The following is a 17,771-nucleotide window of genomic DNA, read 5'->3' on the forward strand; positions in this document are numbered from 1 at the left end:
CTCAAGGAGGTTTTGAAATGGAAACGAATGTAGAAAAAAACAGCGGAACGGCGACTGAAAAGCCTTCACTTTTCGGAGTAATCACAAGTCCGTCCGTTCAATTTGAAAGAATAAGAGAAAGGCCGGCTGTATGGGGACCGCTTTTGATTGTTGCAGCAATTATCATCGTCGGTGCCGTGCTGCAATCACTCGGTACGGATTATAGTGAGCTTTTGAAAAGCCAGGATACGCAAGGGCTATCTGCTGAACAAATGGAAACTGTCGCAACAATAACCAAATTTGGCGGAATGGCTGGCGCTATTATCGGCGGTATCGCAGCATTATTTATTGCCCCTCTTATTTATTGGCTCTGTGTAAAAATATCAGGCGGAGTTACGACATATAAAAAAATGCTTTCTCTCGGTCTGTTTGTCTCTTTAATTAGCAGTCTCGGATTATTGGTTAATGGAATCGTTGCTTTTACGACTGACGTGAATCCTCTTTACAGCACGACGTCACTGGCAGGGATTATCCCATCTGATGGGGCTCTTGCCAGCGTGTTAAATACCTTTGAAATTTTCAGCATCTGGAGTTTTGTATTATTAGCAATCGGACTTCACAAAACGGGAGGCATCTCCAAAAAAGCCGGGTGGATTTCAGCAATCATTCTATTCGGAATTTTAGTTGTATTTTCGCTTTTTTCAGGTTTAATCAATTCTGTGGCGGGTGCATAAGCTCATGAAAAAAGTCTGGATCGGAATTGGAATCGCAGTTATAGTCGCTCTTTTTGTTGGAATCAATATATACCGGTCTGCCGCTCCGACAAGCGGCAGCGCCGGCAAGGAGATACAGACGGGGAGCGTTGAAGAAAATGAAATCTCATCAACGGTTATGGTTCCTGGCACGCTAAAATTTTCAAATGAACAGTATGTCTTTTATGAAGCGGATAAAGGGACATTAGAAGACATTAAAGTAAAGGAAGGCGATAAAGTTAAAAAGGGCACGCCTTTAGTCACCTATACAAATGAGCAGCTGAGCCTGGAAAAAGAACAGAACCAGTTAACGTCTGAATCCAATCGGCTTCAAATTGACCAAATTCAAGAAAAGTTAAAAGCCTTAGACAGCAAAGAAAGAGAACTGGAAAAACAGGTAGGAAAGAAAGAAGCAGAAAAACAAATCGAATCTGAACGGACAGAGCTTCAAATGCAGAAAAAAACAGCGGAGATCGAATTAAAACAAACCGAGCTTCAGCGACAGTCACTTGCCAACCGGGTATCAGATCTTGAAGTGAAAAGCGAAATTGAAGGCACCGTTATTTCTGTCAACCAAGAAGCGGCATCCAAAAAGTCAGATATTCAAGAGCCTGTCATACATATCGGCAACCCAAAAGACCTTGTCGTCTCAGGGAAATTGTCTGAATACGATACATTGAAAGTCAAAAAAGGCCAGAAGGTCACACTCACTTCAGATGTAATACAGGGTAAAACATGGAAAGGCACGGTTTCCGCAGTCGGGCTTGTTCCGGATCAGCAGGAGAGCGCTGCGGCACAAGGAACAGAACAGGCGGTCCAATACCCGCTTCAAGTGAAAATAAAAGGAAATCTTCCAGAAGGAAAGCCAGGCTTTAAATTTATTATGAATATTGAAACAGATAAACGGAAAGTAAATACGCTTCCTTCAAAGGCAGTCAAAAAAGAAGATGACCAATATTATGTGTATACAGTAAAAGACGGAAAAGCAAAGCGAGTAGATGTCAAAATCGGCGAAGTGACAGATGACCTGACAGAAATTAAAGAGGGGCTTTCCCAAGATGATCAAGTCATTTTGAATCCATCTGATCAGGTGACTGACGGAATGGAAGTGAAATCTTAAATGATTCAGCTTTCTAATGTGCGAAAAAGCTACCAGATCGGAAAGGAAACGTTTGATGTTCTCCATTCTATTGATTTGGACATTCATCAAGGTGAATATGTCTCGATTATGGGGCCGTCAGGATCAGGAAAATCGACGATCATGAATATTATCGGCTGTCTTGATCGGCCGACTTCCGGTACATATCAATTGGACGGCGAAGACATTTCTTCATATAAAGATAAAGAACTGGCGGCAGTCCGTAACCGGTCCATCGGTTTTGTATTTCAGCAATTTCAGCTTCTTCCGCGGCTGAACGCAAAAAAAAATGTCGAGCTGCCGATGATTTACTCCGGGATAGGCAAAAAGGAACGTCAAGAGCGGGCTGAGAGAGCATTGGAAAAGGTCGGGTTAGCCGATCGAATGCTCCACATGCCCAACGAGCTGTCGGGCGGGCAAAAGCAGCGGGTGGCGATTGCGAGGGCGATCGTGAATGAGCCGAAATTGATTTTAGCTGATGAACCGACCGGCGCGCTGGATACGAAAACAAGCGAGGCGATTATGGATCAGTTTACAGCATTAAATGCCGAGGGAACGACAATCGTTCTGGTTACTCACGAGCCTGAAGTAGCAGATTGCACGAATCGGATCGTCATGGTGCGTGACGGAAACATTATTCCTGCCAGCTCCGGGCAAAGGAGTGTGGGAGAATGAGCCTGTTAGAAAACATCAGAATGGCTCTAAGCTCTGTCCTTGCCCATAAAATGCGTTCGATCTTAACGATGCTCGGCATTATCATTGGTGTAGGCTCTGTCATTGTTGTCGTTGCGGTAGGACAGGGCGGCGAGCAAATGCTGAAGCAGTCGATCAGCGGCCCGGGAAATACTGTGGAGCTGTACTATATGCCTAGCGACGAGGAGCTTGCAAGCAACCCGAACGCCGCAGCTGAATCTACGTTTACAGAAAACGATATTAAAGGTTTAAAAGGAATAGAAGGCATTAAACAAGTCGTTGCTTCGACTTCTGAAAGTATGACAGCGCGTTATCACGAAGAAGAAACCGATGCTACGGTTAACGGAATAAATGATGGATACATGAATGTCAATTCTTTAGAAATCGAAAGCGGCAGAACATTTACCGACAATGACTTTCTCGCTGGGAATAGAGCCGGAATCATCTCTCAAAAGATGGCTGAAGAACTGTTCGATAAAACCTCCCCTTTAGGTGAAGTTGTCTGGATAAACGGACAGCCCGTTGAAATTATCGGCGTGCTGAAAAAAGAAACAGGCTTGCTTTCTTTCGATTTAAGTGAAATGTATGTGCCATTTAATATGATGAAATCCTCTTTTGGCACAAGTGATTTCAGTAACGTATCATTGCAGGTCGAATCAGCAGACGACATAAAATCGGCTGGAAAAGAAGCGGCACAGCTGGTAAATGACAATCATGGCACAGAGGATTCATATCAAGTGATGAACATGGAAGAGATTGCGGCCGGAATTGGCAAAGTAACTGCAATTATGACGACGATTATCGGCTCAATTGCAGGTATTTCCCTTTTGGTCGGCGGAATCGGTGTCATGAATATTATGCTCGTATCAGTCACAGAACGGACACGGGAAATTGGAATCAGAAAATCCCTCGGTGCGACGAGGGGACAGATTCTGACTCAGTTTTTAATTGAGTCAGTCGTATTGACGCTGATTGGCGGTCTGGTCGGGATTGGTATTGGATACGGAGGGGCGGCGCTTGTTTCAGCCATTGCGGGCTGGCCGTCACTCATATCCTGGCAGGTTGTATGCGGGGGCGTGCTGTTCAGTATGCTCATTGGTGTTATTTTCGGCATGCTTCCTGCAAATAAAGCCGCAAAGCTTGATCCTATTGAAGCGCTGCGTTATGAGTAGCCTCATGCAACATGCATGAGGTTTTTTTATGTATAGTGATTTCTACTATGAATATAAAAGACTTTTTTCATTAAAATAAGAAGAAAATGTCATACAATTGTCCTTATTTTTGTCGAATTTACAGTTTACAAACCCTATAGACATACGTTAATATGGAGAAACGTGAAAGATTTTGATAGTTATTGAATGAATTTGAATGATTTTAGTTGCCTAAACCGAAAATAGCGTTTACAATGAAATTGTATTCAAAATGAATACGTTTTCATTAGGAGGTGAAGCATGCTAACTCCTGAACGGCATCAATTGATTATTGATCAAATAGAAAAGCATGATGTGGTAAAGATTCAAGAGCTTATAAATCTGACTAATGCTTCTGAATCAACAATCAGAAGAGATTTATCGACCCTTGAAGAACGCGGTTTTTTAAAGCGCGTTCATGGTGGAGCGGCCAAGCTTTCCGATATCAGACTTGAACCCGATATGCTTGAAAAATCATCCAAAAACCTTCACGATAAACTGAAGATTGCTGAGAAAGCAGCTTCTCTTTTAGAAGAAGGGGATTGCATTTACCTTGATGCAGGCACGACGACATTGCACATGATTGATTTTATGGATAAAACCAAAGATATTGTCGTTGTCACAAACGGGGTAATGCATATCGATGCATTAATAAGGAAAGAAATTTCTTTTTATCTGCTTGGAGGATACGTAAAGCACAGAACGGGCGCGATTATTGGAGGCGCTTCATTGATTGCCATGGACCAGTACAGATTTGACAAGAGTTTTCTGGGGACAAACGGTGTCCATACAGAGGCTGGATTCACAACGCCGGACCCTGATGAGGCCCTTTTAAAACAGAAAGCGATCAAACAGGCAAAACACGCTTACGTCTTAGCAGACCCTTCGAAGTTCGGAGAAATTTCATTTTCGGCATTCGCCGGAATAGGCGACGCAACAATCATTACGACTGACGCTGAAGAGCTTACATTCGATAATTACCAAGAAAAAACTGTCGTAAAGGTAGTGAAACCATGATTTACACTGTAACACTTAATCCATCTGTCGATTATATTGTTCACGTTGAAGATTTTACTGTAGGAGGCCTGAACCGTTCTTCGTATGATACCAAGTATCCAGGGGGCAAAGGCATCAACGTATCGAGACTGCTGAAAAGACATCATGTGGCGTCTAAAGCGCTCGGATTCGTCGGCGGATTTACCGGAGAATATATCAAAACATTTTTACGGGAAGAAAACCTGGAAACAGCTTTTTCTGAAGTAAAAGGGGATACCCGTATCAATGTAAAGCTGAAAACTGGTGATGAAACTGAAATTAACGGGCAGGGACCGACAATTTCGGATGAAGATTTCAAAGCCTTTTTAGAACAGTTCCAATCTTTGCAAGAGGGAGATATCGTCGTTCTTGCAGGAAGCATTCCATCTTCACTCCCTCACGATACTTATGAAAAAATCGCAGAGGCCTGCAAACAGCAGAACGCACGAGTTGTTCTGGATATCTCAGGCGAGGCTCTTTTGAAAGCAACAGAAATGAAACCATTTTTGATGAAGCCAAATCATCATGAGCTTGGAGAAATGTTCGGCACGACCATTACATCTGTTGAGGAAGCCGTTCCTTATGGGAAAAAGCTTGTAGAACAAGGCGCTGAACATGTAATCGTATCAATGGCCGGAGACGGAGCGCTTCTGTTTACGAACGAAGCTGTTTATTTTGCTAACGTGCCAAAGGGGAAATTGGTAAACTCAGTCGGAGCAGGGGATTCCGTTGTTGCAGGTTTCCTTGCCGGAATTTCCAAACAGCTGCCGCTTGAAGAAGCATTCCGCTTAGGAGTTACTTCAGGCAGTGCTACCGCGTTCTCTGAAGAACTTGGAACAGAAGAATTTGTCCAGCAGCTTCTTCCTGAAGTTAAGGTCACACGTCTATAGAGGAGGAAACACAAGTGAAAATAACTGAGCTTTTAACGAAGCATACGATAAAGCTTAATATTGAGAGCAAAGAAAAAGAAAATGTTATTGACGAAATGGTCACTGTTCTTGATAAGGCTGGAAAGTTAAATGACCGGCAATCCTATAAAGAAGCCATTTTAAATCGCGAAAGCCAAAGCTCCACGGGTATCGGTGAAGGAATCGCTATCCCCCATGCGAAAACGGCAAGCGTTATCAACCCGGCGATCGCGTTCGGACGTTCAAAAGACGGCGTCGATTATGAATCATTAGACGGCCAGCCGGCTCACTTAGTGTTCATGATCGCGGCGACTGAAGGCGCAAACAACACTCACCTTGAAGCATTGTCAAGACTTTCAACGCTGTTAATGCGTGAAGAAATCCGTAAGCAGCTCCTTGAAGCTGAGTCTGAAGATGCCATCATCGACATTATTAATCAGCACGATAAAGATGATGACGAAGAGGAAGAAGAAGAAGCGGCACCAGCACCTGCCGGAAAAGGAAAAATTTTAGCGGTTACTGCATGTCCGACAGGTATTGCCCATACATTCATGGCTGCGGATGCCCTTAAAGAAAAAGCGAAAGAGCTTGGTGTGGACATTAAGGTCGAAACAAATGGGTCAAGCGGCATTAAGCACAAGCTCACTGCCCAAGAAATCGAAGATGCACCTGCAATCATTGTCGCAGCGGACAAGCAGGTTGAAATGGAACGTTTTAAAGGCAAGCGCGTACTTCAAGTTCCTGTAACGGCGGGTATCAGACGTCCGCAAGAGCTTATCGAAAAAGCGATGAATCAAGATGCGCCGATTTATCAAGGCAGCGGCGGCGGTTCGGCAGCTTCAAACGATGATGAAGAAGCGAAAGGCAAGTCTGGAAGCGGTATCGGAAACGCGTTTTATAAGCACCTGATGAGCGGTGTCAGCAACATGCTTCCGTTCGTAGTCGGCGGCGGTATTCTCGTTGCGATTTCATTCTTCTGGGGAATTCACTCTGCAGATCCGAATGATCCTAGCTACAACACGTTTGCAGCAGCATTAAACTTTATCGGCGGCGACAATGCATTAAAACTGATTGTTGCAGTTCTGGCCGGTTTCATTGCGATGAGTATTGCAGATCGTCCTGGTTTTGCGCCTGGTATGGTAGGCGGATTTATGGCAACTCAAGCGAATGCTGGATTCTTAGGCGGCTTAATTGCCGGATTCCTTGCCGGTTATGTCGTGATTTTACTGAAAAAAGTATTTACGTTTATCCCTCAGTCACTTGATGGATTAAAACCTGTTTTGATTTACCCGCTGTTCGGTATTTTTATCACTGGCGTATTAATGCAATTTGTCGTCAATACACCTGTAGCGGCATTTATGAATTTCTTAACAAACTGGCTTGAAAGCCTTGGTACTGGAAATCTTGTGTTAATGGGTATTATCTTGGGCGGCATGATGGCGATCGATATGGGCGGCCCGCTTAATAAAGCAGCCTTTACGTTCGGTATCGCCATGATCGATGCAGGCAACTATGCGCCTCATGCAGCTATCATGGCCGGCGGTATGGTTCCTCCGCTTGGTATCGCACTTGCAACAACCATTTTCAGAAACAAATTCACTCAGCGTGACCGTGAAGCTGGTATTACATGCTATTTCATGGGAGCTGCTTTCGTAACAGAGGGAGCGATCCCATTTGCTGCGGCTGATCCGCTTCGCGTCATACCAGCTGCTGTAGTCGGTGCAGCTGTTGCCGGCGGATTAACTGAATTCTTCCGAGTAACGCTTCCGGCCCCTCATGGAGGAGTATTCGTAGCTTTCATTACAAACCATCCGATGCTTTACCTTTTAAGTATCGTGATCGGTGCTGTCGTGATGGCAATTATCCTCGGTATCGTCAAAAAACCTGTTACAGAAAAATAAGAAAAAAAGCGTCCTTGGTTCGAAAGGACGCTTTTTCTTATCCGGCCGGCAGGGAGCGCGGTTAAGTTATGTATTTTATTCTTTTTTATGATAAAGTAAAAGAAGAGAAACAACTGACATAGCAATTGTCTAGGAGGAAACACTTTGACCGAGGAAAAAAATACGAATACTGAGAAAACGGCGAAGAAAAAAACCAATACGTACCTGGAATGGGGTAAAGCGATTGTCATCGCTGTTCTGCTGGCTCTCCTGATCCGTCACTTTTTGTTTGAACCGTATTTAGTTGAAGGTTCATCTATGTATCCCACATTACATGACGGAGAAAGGCTGTTTGTGAATAAAACAGTCAACTATATCGGCGAGCTGAAGCGCGGAGATATCGTTATTATCAACGGTGAAACTTCTAAAATCCATTATGTAAAAAGATTGATCGGAAAGCCTGGAGAAACCGTTCAAATGAAGGATGACACGCTTTATATAAACGGTAAAAAAGTAGCCGAGCCTTACTTGTCTAAAAACAAGAAGGAAGCAGAAAAACTTGGTGTCAGTCTGACAGGAGACTTTGGACCGGTTAAGGTTCCGAAAGGCAAATACTTTGTCATGGGAGATAACCGGCTGAATTCTATGGACAGCCGAAACGGGCTGGGACTGATCGCGGAAGATCGAATTGTCGGCACATCGAAGTTTGTCTTTTTCCCGTTTAACGAAATGCGTCAAACAAAATAAAAACGCCTTGCTGGCCTAGGACAGCAGGCGTTTTTATTTTGAAAAAGAAGCGACCAATGCAATGCATAAAACCGTGATGAACACTGAACCGATAATAGCTAGCACACTGAAGAAAAGGTGAACCTGTTTGTTCTCTTTTCCGCGCTTTTCTAAAAGCCGTTTAGAAAAAATGTGCGAAAATATGTAAATAAGGGCTATGCCTATATATAAGCCGATATCTTTGGCGGTAAAGCCTGTTACGGCAAGGTAAAAGCCCGTAAAAAAGATCAGTAAGCAATATTCAGTAAGTGTTAAAAGCCTCAACGTGTTCCTCCATGAGAGTGTGTAATTTTCCAGGCGGATGCATTCTCTCTCTTTAATTGTAACACAGCTGGCTGGTTTGGGTGTATAAGTGTTTTCTCTCTGTTTTATCATGGAATCATTTCTCTTGCCCTGCATTCATGGTATACTTTTATTGATGATAGACATGATGGAGGATAATAAATGATTGCTGTAAATAATGTAAGCTTGCGGTTTGCGGATCGCAAGTTATTTGAAGATGTTAATATTAAATTTACCCCAGGCAACTGCTATGGGTTAATTGGTGCAAACGGTGCCGGTAAATCAACGTTTCTAAAGGTGCTGTCAGGCGAAATCGAGCCTCAGACAGGCGACGTGCATATGAGTCCTGGCGAGCGTCTTGCCGTCTTGAAGCAGAACCATTTTGAGTACGAAGAGTATGAAGTGCTGAAAGTGGTCATTATGGGCCACAAACGCCTGTATGAAGTCATGCAGGAGAAAGACGCTATTTACATGAAGCCTGATTTCTCAGATGAGGATGGGATTCGTGCTGCTGAGCTAGAAGGTGAATTTGCGGAACTGAACGGTTGGGAAGCGGAAAGTGAAGCTGCGATCCTGTTAAAAGGCCTTGGTATCTCAGAAGATCTGCACACAAAAAAGATGGCAGACCTCGGCGGTTCGGAGAAGGTAAAAGTTCTCTTGGCACAGGCATTATTCGGCAAGCCGGATGTTCTGCTGCTCGATGAGCCAACGAACCACCTGGACCTTCAGGCAATCCAGTGGCTTGAAGAGTTTCTGATTAACTTTGAAAACACAGTTATTGTCGTATCCCATGACCGTCACTTCTTAAATAAAGTATGTACGCACATTGCCGACCTTGATTTTAACAAAATTCAAATCTATGTCGGAAACTATGATTTCTGGTACGAGTCAAGCCAGCTGGCGTTAAAGCTTTCTCAAGAAGCGAACAAGAAAAAAGAAGAACAGATTAAACAGCTTCAAGAGTTTGTCGCTAGATTCAGCGCCAATGCGTCTAAATCTAAGCAGGCTACATCAAGAAAGAAACTTCTCGAAAAAATCACGCTGGATGATATTAAACCGTCTTCCCGCCGCTATCCTTATGTTAACTTCACGCCGGAACGGGAAATCGGAAATGATGTTCTTCGCGTGGAAGGCTTAACAAAAACAATCGATGGCGTAAAGGTGCTTGACAATGTCAGCTTTATTATGAATCGAGAAGATAAAATTGCTTTCACTGGCCGAAACGAACTTGCTGTTACTACGCTGTTTAAAATCATTTCCGGGGAAATGGAAGCTGACAGCGGAACGTTTAAATGGGGTGTTACCACATCTCAGGCGTATTTTCCAAAAGACAACAGCGAATATTTCGAAGGCAGTGATCTGAACCTTGTAGACTGGCTTCGCCAATATTCTCCGCACGACCAAAGTGAGAGCTTTTTACGCGGTTTCTTAGGACGCATGCTGTTCTCTGGAGAGGAAGTCCACAAAAAAGCAAACGTACTCTCCGGGGGAGAAAAGGTCCGCTGTATGCTGTCGAAAGCGATGCTTTCTGGCGCCAATATTTTAATTTTGGATGAGCCGACCAACCATTTAGACCTAGAATCCATTACAGCGCTCAATAACGGCTTAATCAGCTTTAAAGGCGCTATGCTGTTTACTTCCCATGACCATCAGTTTGTGCAGACCATTGCCAACAGAATTATAGAAATTACACCTAACGGCATCGTCGATAAGCAAATGAGCTATGACGAGTTCCTTGAAAATGCTGATGTGCAGAAAAAATTGACTGAACTATACGCGGAATAAAAAAGCAGAGATTTCTCTGCTTTTTTTGATACCTAAATATGAAAGGAGATCACAACATGAAATTTTTGGTTGTCGGAGCAGGTGGAGTAGGCGGGTATATTGGCGCACGGCTTTCGGAGAAAGGAAATGATGTGACATTTCTTGTGCGCCAAAAAAGAGCTGAGCAGCTGAAAGAAACCGGGCTTGCCATCCATAGTGAAAAAGGGAATGTATCATTTCAGCCCGAACTAATCAGTGCCGGAGAAACAGGGCAATTTGATGTCGTTATCATTGCTTCTAAAGCATACTCGCTTGGTCAAGTGATAGACGATGTCAAACCATTTATCCATCAGGAATCTGTCATTATCCCTTTCTTAAACGGGTACCGCCACTATGAGCAGCTATTTACGGCATTTTCAAAAGAACAGGTGCTGGGCGGCCTGTGTTTTATAGAAAGTGCTTTAGACAACAAAGGAGAAATTCATCATACGAGCGCATCACATCGTTTTGTATTTGGAGAATGGAACGGCGAGCGTACGGAGCGAATAAGAGCGCTTGAAGAGGCATTTTCAGGTGTGAAGGCTGAAGTCATCATTAGCGGGCATATCGAGAAGGACATTTGGAAAAAGTATCTCTTTATTGCAGCGCAAGCGGGGATCACAACGTTATTTCAACGACCGCTTGGCCCAATCCTCGCCACAGAAGCCGGACGTCACACGGCTCAAACTCTTATTGGGGAAATTTGCGCTGTTTTACGAAAAGAAGGTGTTCCGGCTGATCTGGATCTTGAGGAAGAGAGCTTTCGTACGATGACCAGCATGTCTTACCATATGAAGTCCTCCATGCTTCGGGATATGGAAAACGGCCAAACGACAGAAGGCGACCACCTGCATGGATTTTTGCTTGAAAAAGCAAAACGTCTATCTCTTGCAGTACCAGTATTAGAAACCGTTTATGCGAATCTGCAAATGTATGAAGCAGAAAAATAAAAAAAGGAGGCGAAAAAGCCTCCTTTTATTTACTTAAAAAGCCCAATTTCCGTTTCTGAAGATAGGCTCTCTTTTCCCGTCTGCCGTAATTCCGTCAATATTCATATCCTTAGAACCGATCATAAAGTCTACGTGTGTAATGCTTTCATTTAGGCCTTCTTTGACAAGCTCTTCACGAGACATCTGCTTTCCACCTTCAATATTAAAGGCATAGGCGCTTCCGATCGCCAAATGATTTGATGCGTTTTCATCAAACAGCGTGTTATAGAAAAGAATGTTTGATTGTGATATAGGCGAATCGTAAGGAACAAGTGCCACTTCACCTAAATAGTGAGAACCTTCATCTGTTTCCACCAGTTCTTTTAAAATATCCTCACCTTTTTCAGCTTTAATGTCGACTATACGGCCATTTTCAAACGTCAGGGTGAAATTTTCAATAATATTTCCGCCGTAGCTTAATGGTTTTGTGCTTGATACCACTCCGTCAACCCCGTCTTTTTGCGGCAGCGTGAACACTTCTTCTGTCGGCATATTGGCCATAAACTCATGGCCGCTTTCATTCACACTTCCCGCACCTGCCCAAACATGCTTCCTAGGCAGCTTAATTGTTAAATCAGTTCCTTCAGCTTGATAATGTAAGGCAGCGTAATGTCTCTCGTTCAAATGGTCAACTTTTTCATGAAGATTTTGGTCATGATTGATCCACGCCTGAACCGGGTTGTCTTCATTTACGCGCGTCGCTTTAAAAATTTCTTCCCACAGAAGGTGGATCGCTTCCTCCTCTGATTTGCCAGGAAACACCTTGTGAGCCCAGCCTGCTGATGCCGCACCTACGACAGTCCAGCTGACTTTGTCTGATTGAATATATTGTCTGTATGTATGTAATGCTTTGCCTGCTGCTTTTTGGAATGCCGCAATCCGTTTGGAATCTATACCTTTTAGCAAGTCTGGGTTCGACGACACAACAGAAATGAAAGCAGCTCCATTTTTGGCAAGCTCTTCTCTGCCTTTTGCTTCCCATTCAGGATATTCTTCAAATGCTTCAAACGGCGCAAGTTCGTATTTTAATTTGGCGACTTCGTCATCCTGCCAATTCACGGTGACGTTTTTTGCGCCCTTTTCATATGCGTGTTTTACAATTAAACGGACAAAATCCCGAACGTCTGTTGAAGCATTTACGACTACATACTGGCCTTTTTGGACATTAACGCCGACTTCTACCGCCAGCTGTGCATATGTATTTAATTTCTGTGAAAATGAATCCATGAATCATTCCTCCAAGCTTTTTTCTCATCATATCAAATATGATCCTATAAAGGAAAGAAGGAGCCCAAAGTGAAAAACCCAAAACGACACGTCTTGGGTTTTTTCAATATTATGGATGATTCAGTTTTACAGTGCCGCCTGCAGGCGAATGGGGCATATTTGCCAAAGAAATGCTCATGCCTCCAAGAATAATTCCGCTTAAAATGGCTGCGATCGCTACTCTTCTTCCTAAATCTCTTAGCATCTGTTTCCTCCTTAACGTTTCTCCATTTCCCACAATATGAAGGAAGTGAGGAAAAAAGAAGCAAGAAATTTGCCGCGTGTGAGAATTTTGCGGGTAAAGACTATTTAATTGCCTTTTGCAGCTTATCAATCACTTCTAAAGAACGGCCTGTGCCGATTGCTACAGATTCAAGCGGGTTTTGCGCCACGTGTACAGGCACGACAATCTCTTCTGTGAGCCATTCTTTAATTCCATTAAGGAGCGCGCCGCCGCCTGTTAAAATAACGCCGCGATCAACAATATCTCCGCTCAATTCAGGCGGGCAGTCCTCAAGTGTCGCTCTGATGGCTTCAAGGATATGCAGAAGGGATTCACGCATTGCATCTTGAATTTCGTTGGATTGAAGCATAATGGTTTTTGGAAGACCTGTCACGAGGTCGCGTCCCCGAATTTCCATTGCCTCTGGTATATGTTCAATCAGAGCATGGCCAATTTCCATTTTTACCTGCTCAGCTGTGCGTTCGCCGATCAGCAAATTGTATTTTTTACGGACGAAAGAAACGATATCCTCATCAAGCTGGTCTCCGCCGATCCTGATAGAATGGCAGGAAACAACGCCACCGAAGGAAATAATAGCGACCTCTGTCGTCCCTCCGCCGATATCTACTACCACATTGGCAACCGGCTCATCAACCGGTAAATCCGCTCCGATGGCGGCTGCAACTGGCTCTTCGATTAAATGAACGTTTTTCGCGCCGCAATTTTTCACCGCATCACTGATGGCGCGGCGTTCTACTGCTGTTGAGCCTGATGGTGTGCAAACGACTACGTTCGGTTTTCTGAACGACATGCCGATGCTTTTTGCGGCTTTTTTCATAATGTGCTTTAGCAGATCAGTTGTCATATCATAGTCTGCGATCACGCCATCTTTCATCGGTCTGACAGCGACAATTTTTCCCGGTGTTTTACCGATCATGTTTTTCGCGTCAGCTCCGATTGCAAGCACTGCTTTTGTCGTCGTATCCACTGCGACAACAGATGGTTCATTTAGGATAATCCCTTTATTTTTGCTGTAAACAAGTATATTAGCTGTTCCTAAGTCAATCCCGATTTCAGTTGATTGAAACATGTTTTCACCCAATCTTTATCCTAATTTAATATGATTCTACATTTAAAGTTTCTCAGAAATACTGCGATTTTTGGGGGTGTGCGTCGGTAAAGAAATGTTTTTGTAAAAAATCAAGGAACTGTGTAACAGAAGTAATACATTTTTCGGTTTTATGGAAAAAATATCTTGTAATTCTTATAGAAAGCGGGAAACTTTTTCAAAGTTTCATTCGTCTACGATATATTGAGGTACATCCTTAAAACATTACATGAGAAAAGAAACATTTAAAGGAAGAAGGGTTTTTATGAAATCAATAGGTGTTGTGAGAAAAGTAGATGAATTAGGCCGCATTGTCATGCCGATTGAGTTGAGACGGGCATTGGATATTGCCATAAAAGACAGCATTGAGTTTTTTGTTGACGGAGATAAAATTATCTTGAAAAAGTACAAACCTCATGGCGTTTGTTTAATGACTGGAGAAATCACTTCAGAAAATAAAGAATACGGCAACGGTAAAATTACGCTAAGTCCTGAGGGTGCACAGCTGCTTCTCGAAGAAATTCAAGCCGCTTTAAAAGAATAAAATCATGCTAAAAAAGGCGGAGCGATATCATCTCCGCCTTTTTTGCGTGCCAATTTTTGATTACCGCCGCCTAAGATAAGACATCAAGATATTTGGTAATGAATGATTTGGGATACTTTACATATTTTACTCAATTATTTGTCGAAGAATGGTACAATAAGTAGAGAAACACAAGCGGCAGGTGGTCATATGAGAAAATATCAAGCTCGTATCATTTCCATCATTTTGGCAATGATTTTTATAATGTTTTGGGATTATTTATTTTATTATATAGGCAAAAATCCGATTAATTGGCCTGTTGATATTGTGTATACTGCAGTCACGCTGGTAAGTGTCTGGATGCTGGCTTATTATATTGATGAGAAACAGCAGCTGGTTAAGAAAATGAAGGATAACGAATGGAAGTATAAACAGCTTTCTGAAGAAAAAAACCGCATCATGGATAATTTGCAGGAAATCGTATTTCAAACAAATGCAAAAGGCGAAATTACATATTTAAACCAAGCGTGGGCATCAATAACCGGCTTTTCAATCAGTGAATGTATGGGAACAATGTATAACGATTACTTCATAAAAGAAAAGCATGTAGCCGACCACATTAACACCCAAATCCAAAACAAAGCGTCTTCTGGCATGTTTACGGCAAAATACGTGACAAAAAACGGCACGATTTTTTGGGGAGAAGTTCATTATAAACTTTACTATGATCGGGATGACCAATTTACAGGCAGCCTGGGTACAATGTCAGATATCACTGAGCGGAAAGAGGCTGAAGATGAGCTCATTGAGATTAATGAACGGCTGGCGAGGGAATCCCAGAAACTATCAATCACAAGTGAACTTGCCGCAGGTATTGCTCATGAGGTCAGAAACCCTTTAACATCTGTCAGCGGTTTCCTCCAGATTATGAAAACACAATATCCGGACAGAAAAGACTATTTTGACATCATCTTTTCAGAGATTAAAAGAATCGATTTAGTGCTCAGCGAGCTGCTGCTGCTTGCAAAACCGCAGGCAATCACATTTAAAACACACCAGCTTAATGAGATCTTGAAACAAGTCACGACATTGCTTGATACCAATGCAATTCTGTCCAATATCGTCATAGAGAAAAATTTCAAAGAGACAGATGGCTGTATGATTAATGGAGACGAAAATCAGCTGAAGCAGGTCTTTATCAACATCATTAAAAACGGAATTGAGGCAATGCCAAAGGGCGGTGTCGTAACCATTTCAACTGCTAAAACCGCCTCTCATGCAGTGATAAGCGTAAAGGATGAAGGAAACGGCATGCCGCAGGAAAAGCTGAAGCAGATTGGCAAACCTTTTTATTCAACAAAAGAAAAGGGCACTGGACTGGGACTTCCCATTTGTTTGAGAATCCTGAAGGAACATGACGGGGAATTGAAAATCGAAAGTGAAGCTGGAAAAGGCAGCGTCTTTCAAGTGGTTTTGCCTTTAAAATCAGACAGCTGAGAGGAGAAAAATAAAGTGAACTCGCTTCTGTTTGTATACGGGACATTAAGAAAGCATGAAAAAAATCATCATTTGCTGGCACAATCGGCATGTATCAATGAGCAGGCGAGAACAAAGGGAAGTTTGTTTGCTGCAAAAGAGGGGCCCACAGCTGTTTTAAATGGTGAAGGCTATATATACGGCGAAGTATATGAAGCAGATGAATTGTGTATACATAAGCTCGATCAATTTTTTCAAGGATATCATAAACAAACGGTGTTTGTAGAAACGGATGTCGGGATTAAAAATGCGCTTATTTATTTTATGAACAAAGAAGGGTGTGCCGGTTTTACGAAAATAAGCAGCGGCGACTGGAAAGAACATCAGATGATCAGCAAATCGAAAAATCCCATTTATTATTTTGCCTATGGATCATGCATGGATAATGCCCGCTTTCAAAAAGCGGGAGTCGATCACTATTTTCAAGATCCAGTAGGAAGAGCTGTTTTAAAAGGATACACAACCCGCTTCACGCTAAAAAGGGAAGACGGTTCAAGAGCGGACATGTTGGAAGACGGAGGAACAACAGAAGGCGTTTTATACCGTATTCCTTATTCTGCTCTCTCCTATCTATATAAAAGGGAGGGCGTCGAATCTCTTACGTATCGGCCGGCATTTGTAGACGTTGAAGCTGGCGGTAGGCACTATAAAGACTGCTTAACCTTTCTCGTCCTCCAAAAAGAAGCGGAAATTGCCCCGCCTCAGCACTATCAGATTGAAATCGAACGCGGAGCGGAGCTGTATTTGTCGCCTGAGTTTACTGAAAAGCTCAAGCGGCATATGAATTCGCTGCCAAAAGGATAACACTGTAACAAAAGAATATGATAAAATTTGATCAATATCATGTCATATAAAGGAGCACCACGATGAAAAAAGAATTTGCGGTAATTGGGCTGGGCCGTTTTGGTGGCAGTATTTGCAAAGCATTAAGCGAAGAAGGCGTCGAGGTTATGGCAATGGATATCGATGAAGATAAAGTTAACGAGTATGCCAAGATTGCATCTCACGCAGTTATCGGTGATTCGACAGACGAATCTGTCCTGAAAAATTTAGGCCTGCGAAATTTTGACCACGTTATTGTAGCAATCGGGGAAAATATTCAAGCGAGTATTTTAACGACACTCATTCTGAAAGAACTTGGCGTCCATACGATTACAGTTAAAGCGCAGAACGATTATCACGAAAAAGTGCTGTCTAAAATTGGCGCGGATCACATCGTCCATCCGGAACGCGATATGGCAAAACGAATTGCGCATAATATCGTGTCCAACAATGTACTTGACTATTTGGAGCTGTCTGAAGAGCATAGTCTTGTTGAAATCGTAGCCAACAGCCGTCTGGCTGGAAATACACTTCTCGATTTAGATATTCGCGCAAAATACGGTATTAACATCGTAGCCATAAAAAGGGGCAAGGAAGTCATCGTATCACCGCTTGCAACCGAAGTCATCCACCAAGAAGATATACTCATTGTTATTGGATCAGTTACAGACATCTCCCGTTTCGAAAAAAGAGTTCTTCATACAAAATAGCAGCCAAATAAGCCGTCCTCAAAGGGCGGTTTTTCATATTATCAGAATATAACAACTTTAATGAACTGAGCGTCAATTTCTTAAAATTTCATTGACTAAGCACAGGCGTTCCGATAGCATATTGTACCATATAATAAAAAAGAGGAGG

The 17,771-nt window shown here is 42.8% G+C and carries 18 protein-coding genes; 14 read left to right on the forward strand and 4 right to left on the reverse strand.

Annotated elements, in window-relative coordinates; all coding sequences use genetic code 11:
• Positions 1–17: 17 nt before the first annotated feature.
• The 8 genes from yknW (at position 18) to lepB (ending at position 8,322) form a co-directional block, all read left to right on the forward strand.
• A complete protein-coding gene (gene yknW, locus MHH79_RS07765) occupies positions 18–713 on the forward strand; it encodes a toxin SDP protection protein YknW (protein WP_014479677.1) in 696 nt (231 codons plus the stop codon).
• Between the two features lie 4 nt (positions 714–717).
• The gene (locus MHH79_RS07770; RefSeq protein ID WP_063336149.1) at positions 718–1,851 is read left to right on the forward strand and encodes an efflux RND transporter periplasmic adaptor subunit; all 1,134 of its coding nucleotides are present in this window, start codon (positions 718–720) and stop codon (positions 1,849–1,851) included.
• Positions 1,852–2,544, forward strand: coding sequence for an ABC transporter ATP-binding protein YknY (yknY, locus tag MHH79_RS07775; protein WP_100506084.1), 693 nt, complete (start codon positions 1,852–1,854; stop codon positions 2,542–2,544).
• Complete coding sequence (gene skiZ, locus MHH79_RS07780; protein ID WP_063336147.1) at positions 2,541–3,734, forward strand: sporulation-delaying-protein transporter subunit SkiZ; 1,194 nt, start codon at positions 2,541–2,543, stop codon at positions 3,732–3,734. The genes yknY and skiZ overlap by 4 nt, the downstream gene beginning before the upstream one ends.
• Before the next feature lie 279 nt (positions 3,735–4,013).
• Positions 4,014–4,769, forward strand: coding sequence for a DeoR/GlpR family DNA-binding transcription regulator (locus MHH79_RS07785; protein WP_014476685.1), 756 nt, complete (start codon positions 4,014–4,016; stop codon positions 4,767–4,769).
• Positions 4,766–5,677, forward strand: a complete 912-nt coding sequence (gene pfkB / locus MHH79_RS07790) for a 1-phosphofructokinase (RefSeq protein ID WP_032725621.1) — start codon at positions 4,766–4,768, stop codon at positions 5,675–5,677. The genes MHH79_RS07785 and pfkB overlap by 4 nt, the downstream gene beginning before the upstream one ends.
• 14 nt (positions 5,678–5,691) lie before the next feature.
• On the forward strand, positions 5,692–7,596 hold the full coding sequence (locus tag MHH79_RS07795) for a fructose-specific PTS transporter subunit EIIC (protein ID WP_340035078.1): 1,905 nt from the start codon (positions 5,692–5,694) through the stop codon (positions 7,594–7,596).
• Between the two features lie 144 nt (positions 7,597–7,740).
• Positions 7,741–8,322: a signal peptidase I gene (gene lepB, locus MHH79_RS07800; RefSeq protein ID WP_003232348.1), complete on the forward strand. Its 582-nt coding sequence runs from the start codon at positions 7,741–7,743 to the stop codon at positions 8,320–8,322.
• A 33-nt stretch (positions 8,323–8,355) separates the two neighbouring features.
• Here the strand turns inward: lepB and MHH79_RS07805 are convergent, their stop codons facing one another.
• Positions 8,356–8,625: a hypothetical protein gene (locus MHH79_RS07805; protein ID WP_003232345.1), complete on the reverse strand. Its 270-nt coding sequence runs from the start codon at positions 8,623–8,625 to the stop codon at positions 8,356–8,358.
• A 180-nt stretch (positions 8,626–8,805) separates the two neighbouring features.
• Here MHH79_RS07805 and MHH79_RS07810 point away from each other — a divergent pair, with 180 nt between their 5' ends.
• Both MHH79_RS07810 and MHH79_RS07815 read left to right on the forward strand, forming a co-directional pair.
• Positions 8,806–10,428, forward strand: a complete 1,623-nt coding sequence (locus MHH79_RS07810) for an ATP-binding cassette domain-containing protein (RefSeq protein WP_003232344.1) — start codon at positions 8,806–8,808, stop codon at positions 10,426–10,428.
• A 56-nt stretch (positions 10,429–10,484) separates the two neighbouring features.
• Complete coding sequence (locus tag MHH79_RS07815; RefSeq protein WP_063336143.1) at positions 10,485–11,396, forward strand: ketopantoate reductase family protein; 912 nt, start codon at positions 10,485–10,487, stop codon at positions 11,394–11,396.
• Between the two features lie 33 nt (positions 11,397–11,429).
• Here the strand turns inward: MHH79_RS07815 and MHH79_RS07820 are convergent, their stop codons facing one another.
• From MHH79_RS07820 to mreBH, 3 genes are all read right to left on the reverse strand, one after another.
• Entirely contained in the window at positions 11,430–12,662 is a 1,233-nt protein-coding gene (locus MHH79_RS07820) for an aminopeptidase (protein WP_003232341.1), read from the reverse strand.
• 109 nt (positions 12,663–12,771) lie between these two features.
• Positions 12,772–12,906 carry a protein YkpC gene (locus MHH79_RS07825; RefSeq protein ID WP_003238865.1) on the reverse strand — a complete coding sequence of 45 codons (135 nt, stop codon included), beginning with the start codon at positions 12,904–12,906 and terminating at the stop codon, positions 12,772–12,774.
• Between the two features lie 100 nt (positions 12,907–13,006).
• Positions 13,007–14,014, reverse strand: a complete 1,008-nt coding sequence (gene mreBH / locus MHH79_RS07830) for a cell shape-determining protein MreBH (protein ID WP_003245743.1) — start codon at positions 14,012–14,014, stop codon at positions 13,007–13,009.
• A gap of 283 nt (positions 14,015–14,297) precedes the next feature.
• Here mreBH and abhA point away from each other — a divergent pair, with 283 nt between their 5' ends.
• From abhA to ktrC, 4 genes are all read left to right on the forward strand, one after another.
• A complete protein-coding gene (abhA, locus tag MHH79_RS07835) occupies positions 14,298–14,576 on the forward strand; it encodes a transcriptional regulator AbhA (protein WP_003244728.1) in 279 nt (92 codons plus the stop codon).
• Positions 14,577–14,765: 189 nt separating this feature from the next.
• Positions 14,766–16,052 carry a two-component sensor histidine kinase KinC gene (gene kinC, locus MHH79_RS07840; protein ID WP_024572114.1) on the forward strand — a complete coding sequence of 429 codons (1,287 nt, stop codon included), beginning with the start codon at positions 14,766–14,768 and terminating at the stop codon, positions 16,050–16,052.
• Between the two features lie 15 nt (positions 16,053–16,067).
• Positions 16,068–16,895, forward strand: coding sequence for a gamma-glutamylcyclotransferase (locus MHH79_RS07845; RefSeq protein ID WP_063336142.1), 828 nt, complete (start codon positions 16,068–16,070; stop codon positions 16,893–16,895).
• 62 nt (positions 16,896–16,957) lie between these two features.
• Positions 16,958–17,623, forward strand: coding sequence for a Ktr system potassium transporter KtrC (gene ktrC / locus MHH79_RS07850; protein WP_003222311.1), 666 nt, complete (start codon positions 16,958–16,960; stop codon positions 17,621–17,623).
• Positions 17,624–17,771 lie beyond the last annotated feature (148 nt).

This window comes from Bacillus sp. FSL K6-0993 (genome assembly GCF_037977205.1).
GTDB lineage: Bacteria > Bacillota > Bacilli > Bacillales > Bacillaceae > Bacillus > Bacillus subtilis.

Excerpts from the sequence above, each read along its gene's own strand:
- yknW (WP_014479677.1), top strand. The coding sequence starts at position 18 with ATGGAAACGAATGTAGAAAAAAACAGCGGAACGGCGACTGAAAAGCCT.
- MHH79_RS07770 (WP_063336149.1), top strand. The coding sequence starts at position 718 with ATGAAAAAAGTCTGGATCGGAATTGGAATCGCAGTTATAGTCGCTCTT.
- yknY (WP_100506084.1), top strand. The coding sequence starts at position 1,852 with ATGATTCAGCTTTCTAATGTGCGAAAAAGCTACCAGATCGGAAAGGAA.
- skiZ (WP_063336147.1), top strand. The coding sequence starts at position 2,541 with ATGAGCCTGTTAGAAAACATCAGAATGGCTCTAAGCTCTGTCCTTGCC.
- MHH79_RS07785 (WP_014476685.1), top strand. The coding sequence starts at position 4,014 with ATGCTAACTCCTGAACGGCATCAATTGATTATTGATCAAATAGAAAAG.
- pfkB (WP_032725621.1), top strand. The coding sequence starts at position 4,766 with ATGATTTACACTGTAACACTTAATCCATCTGTCGATTATATTGTTCAC.
- MHH79_RS07810 (WP_003232344.1), top strand. The coding sequence starts at position 8,806 with ATGATTGCTGTAAATAATGTAAGCTTGCGGTTTGCGGATCGCAAGTTA.
- MHH79_RS07815 (WP_063336143.1), top strand. The coding sequence starts at position 10,485 with ATGAAATTTTTGGTTGTCGGAGCAGGTGGAGTAGGCGGGTATATTGGC.
- MHH79_RS07820 (WP_003232341.1), bottom strand. The coding sequence starts at position 12,662 with ATGGATTCATTTTCACAGAAATTAAATACATATGCACAGCTGGCGGTA.
- MHH79_RS07825 (WP_003238865.1), bottom strand. The coding sequence starts at position 12,906 with ATGCTAAGAGATTTAGGAAGAAGAGTAGCGATCGCAGCCATTTTAAGC.
- mreBH (WP_003245743.1), bottom strand. The coding sequence starts at position 14,014 with ATGTTTCAATCAACTGAAATCGGGATTGACTTAGGAACAGCTAATATA.
- abhA (WP_003244728.1), top strand. The coding sequence starts at position 14,298 with ATGAAATCAATAGGTGTTGTGAGAAAAGTAGATGAATTAGGCCGCATT.
- kinC (WP_024572114.1), top strand. The coding sequence starts at position 14,766 with ATGAGAAAATATCAAGCTCGTATCATTTCCATCATTTTGGCAATGATT.
- ktrC (WP_003222311.1), top strand. The coding sequence starts at position 16,958 with ATGAAAAAAGAATTTGCGGTAATTGGGCTGGGCCGTTTTGGTGGCAGT.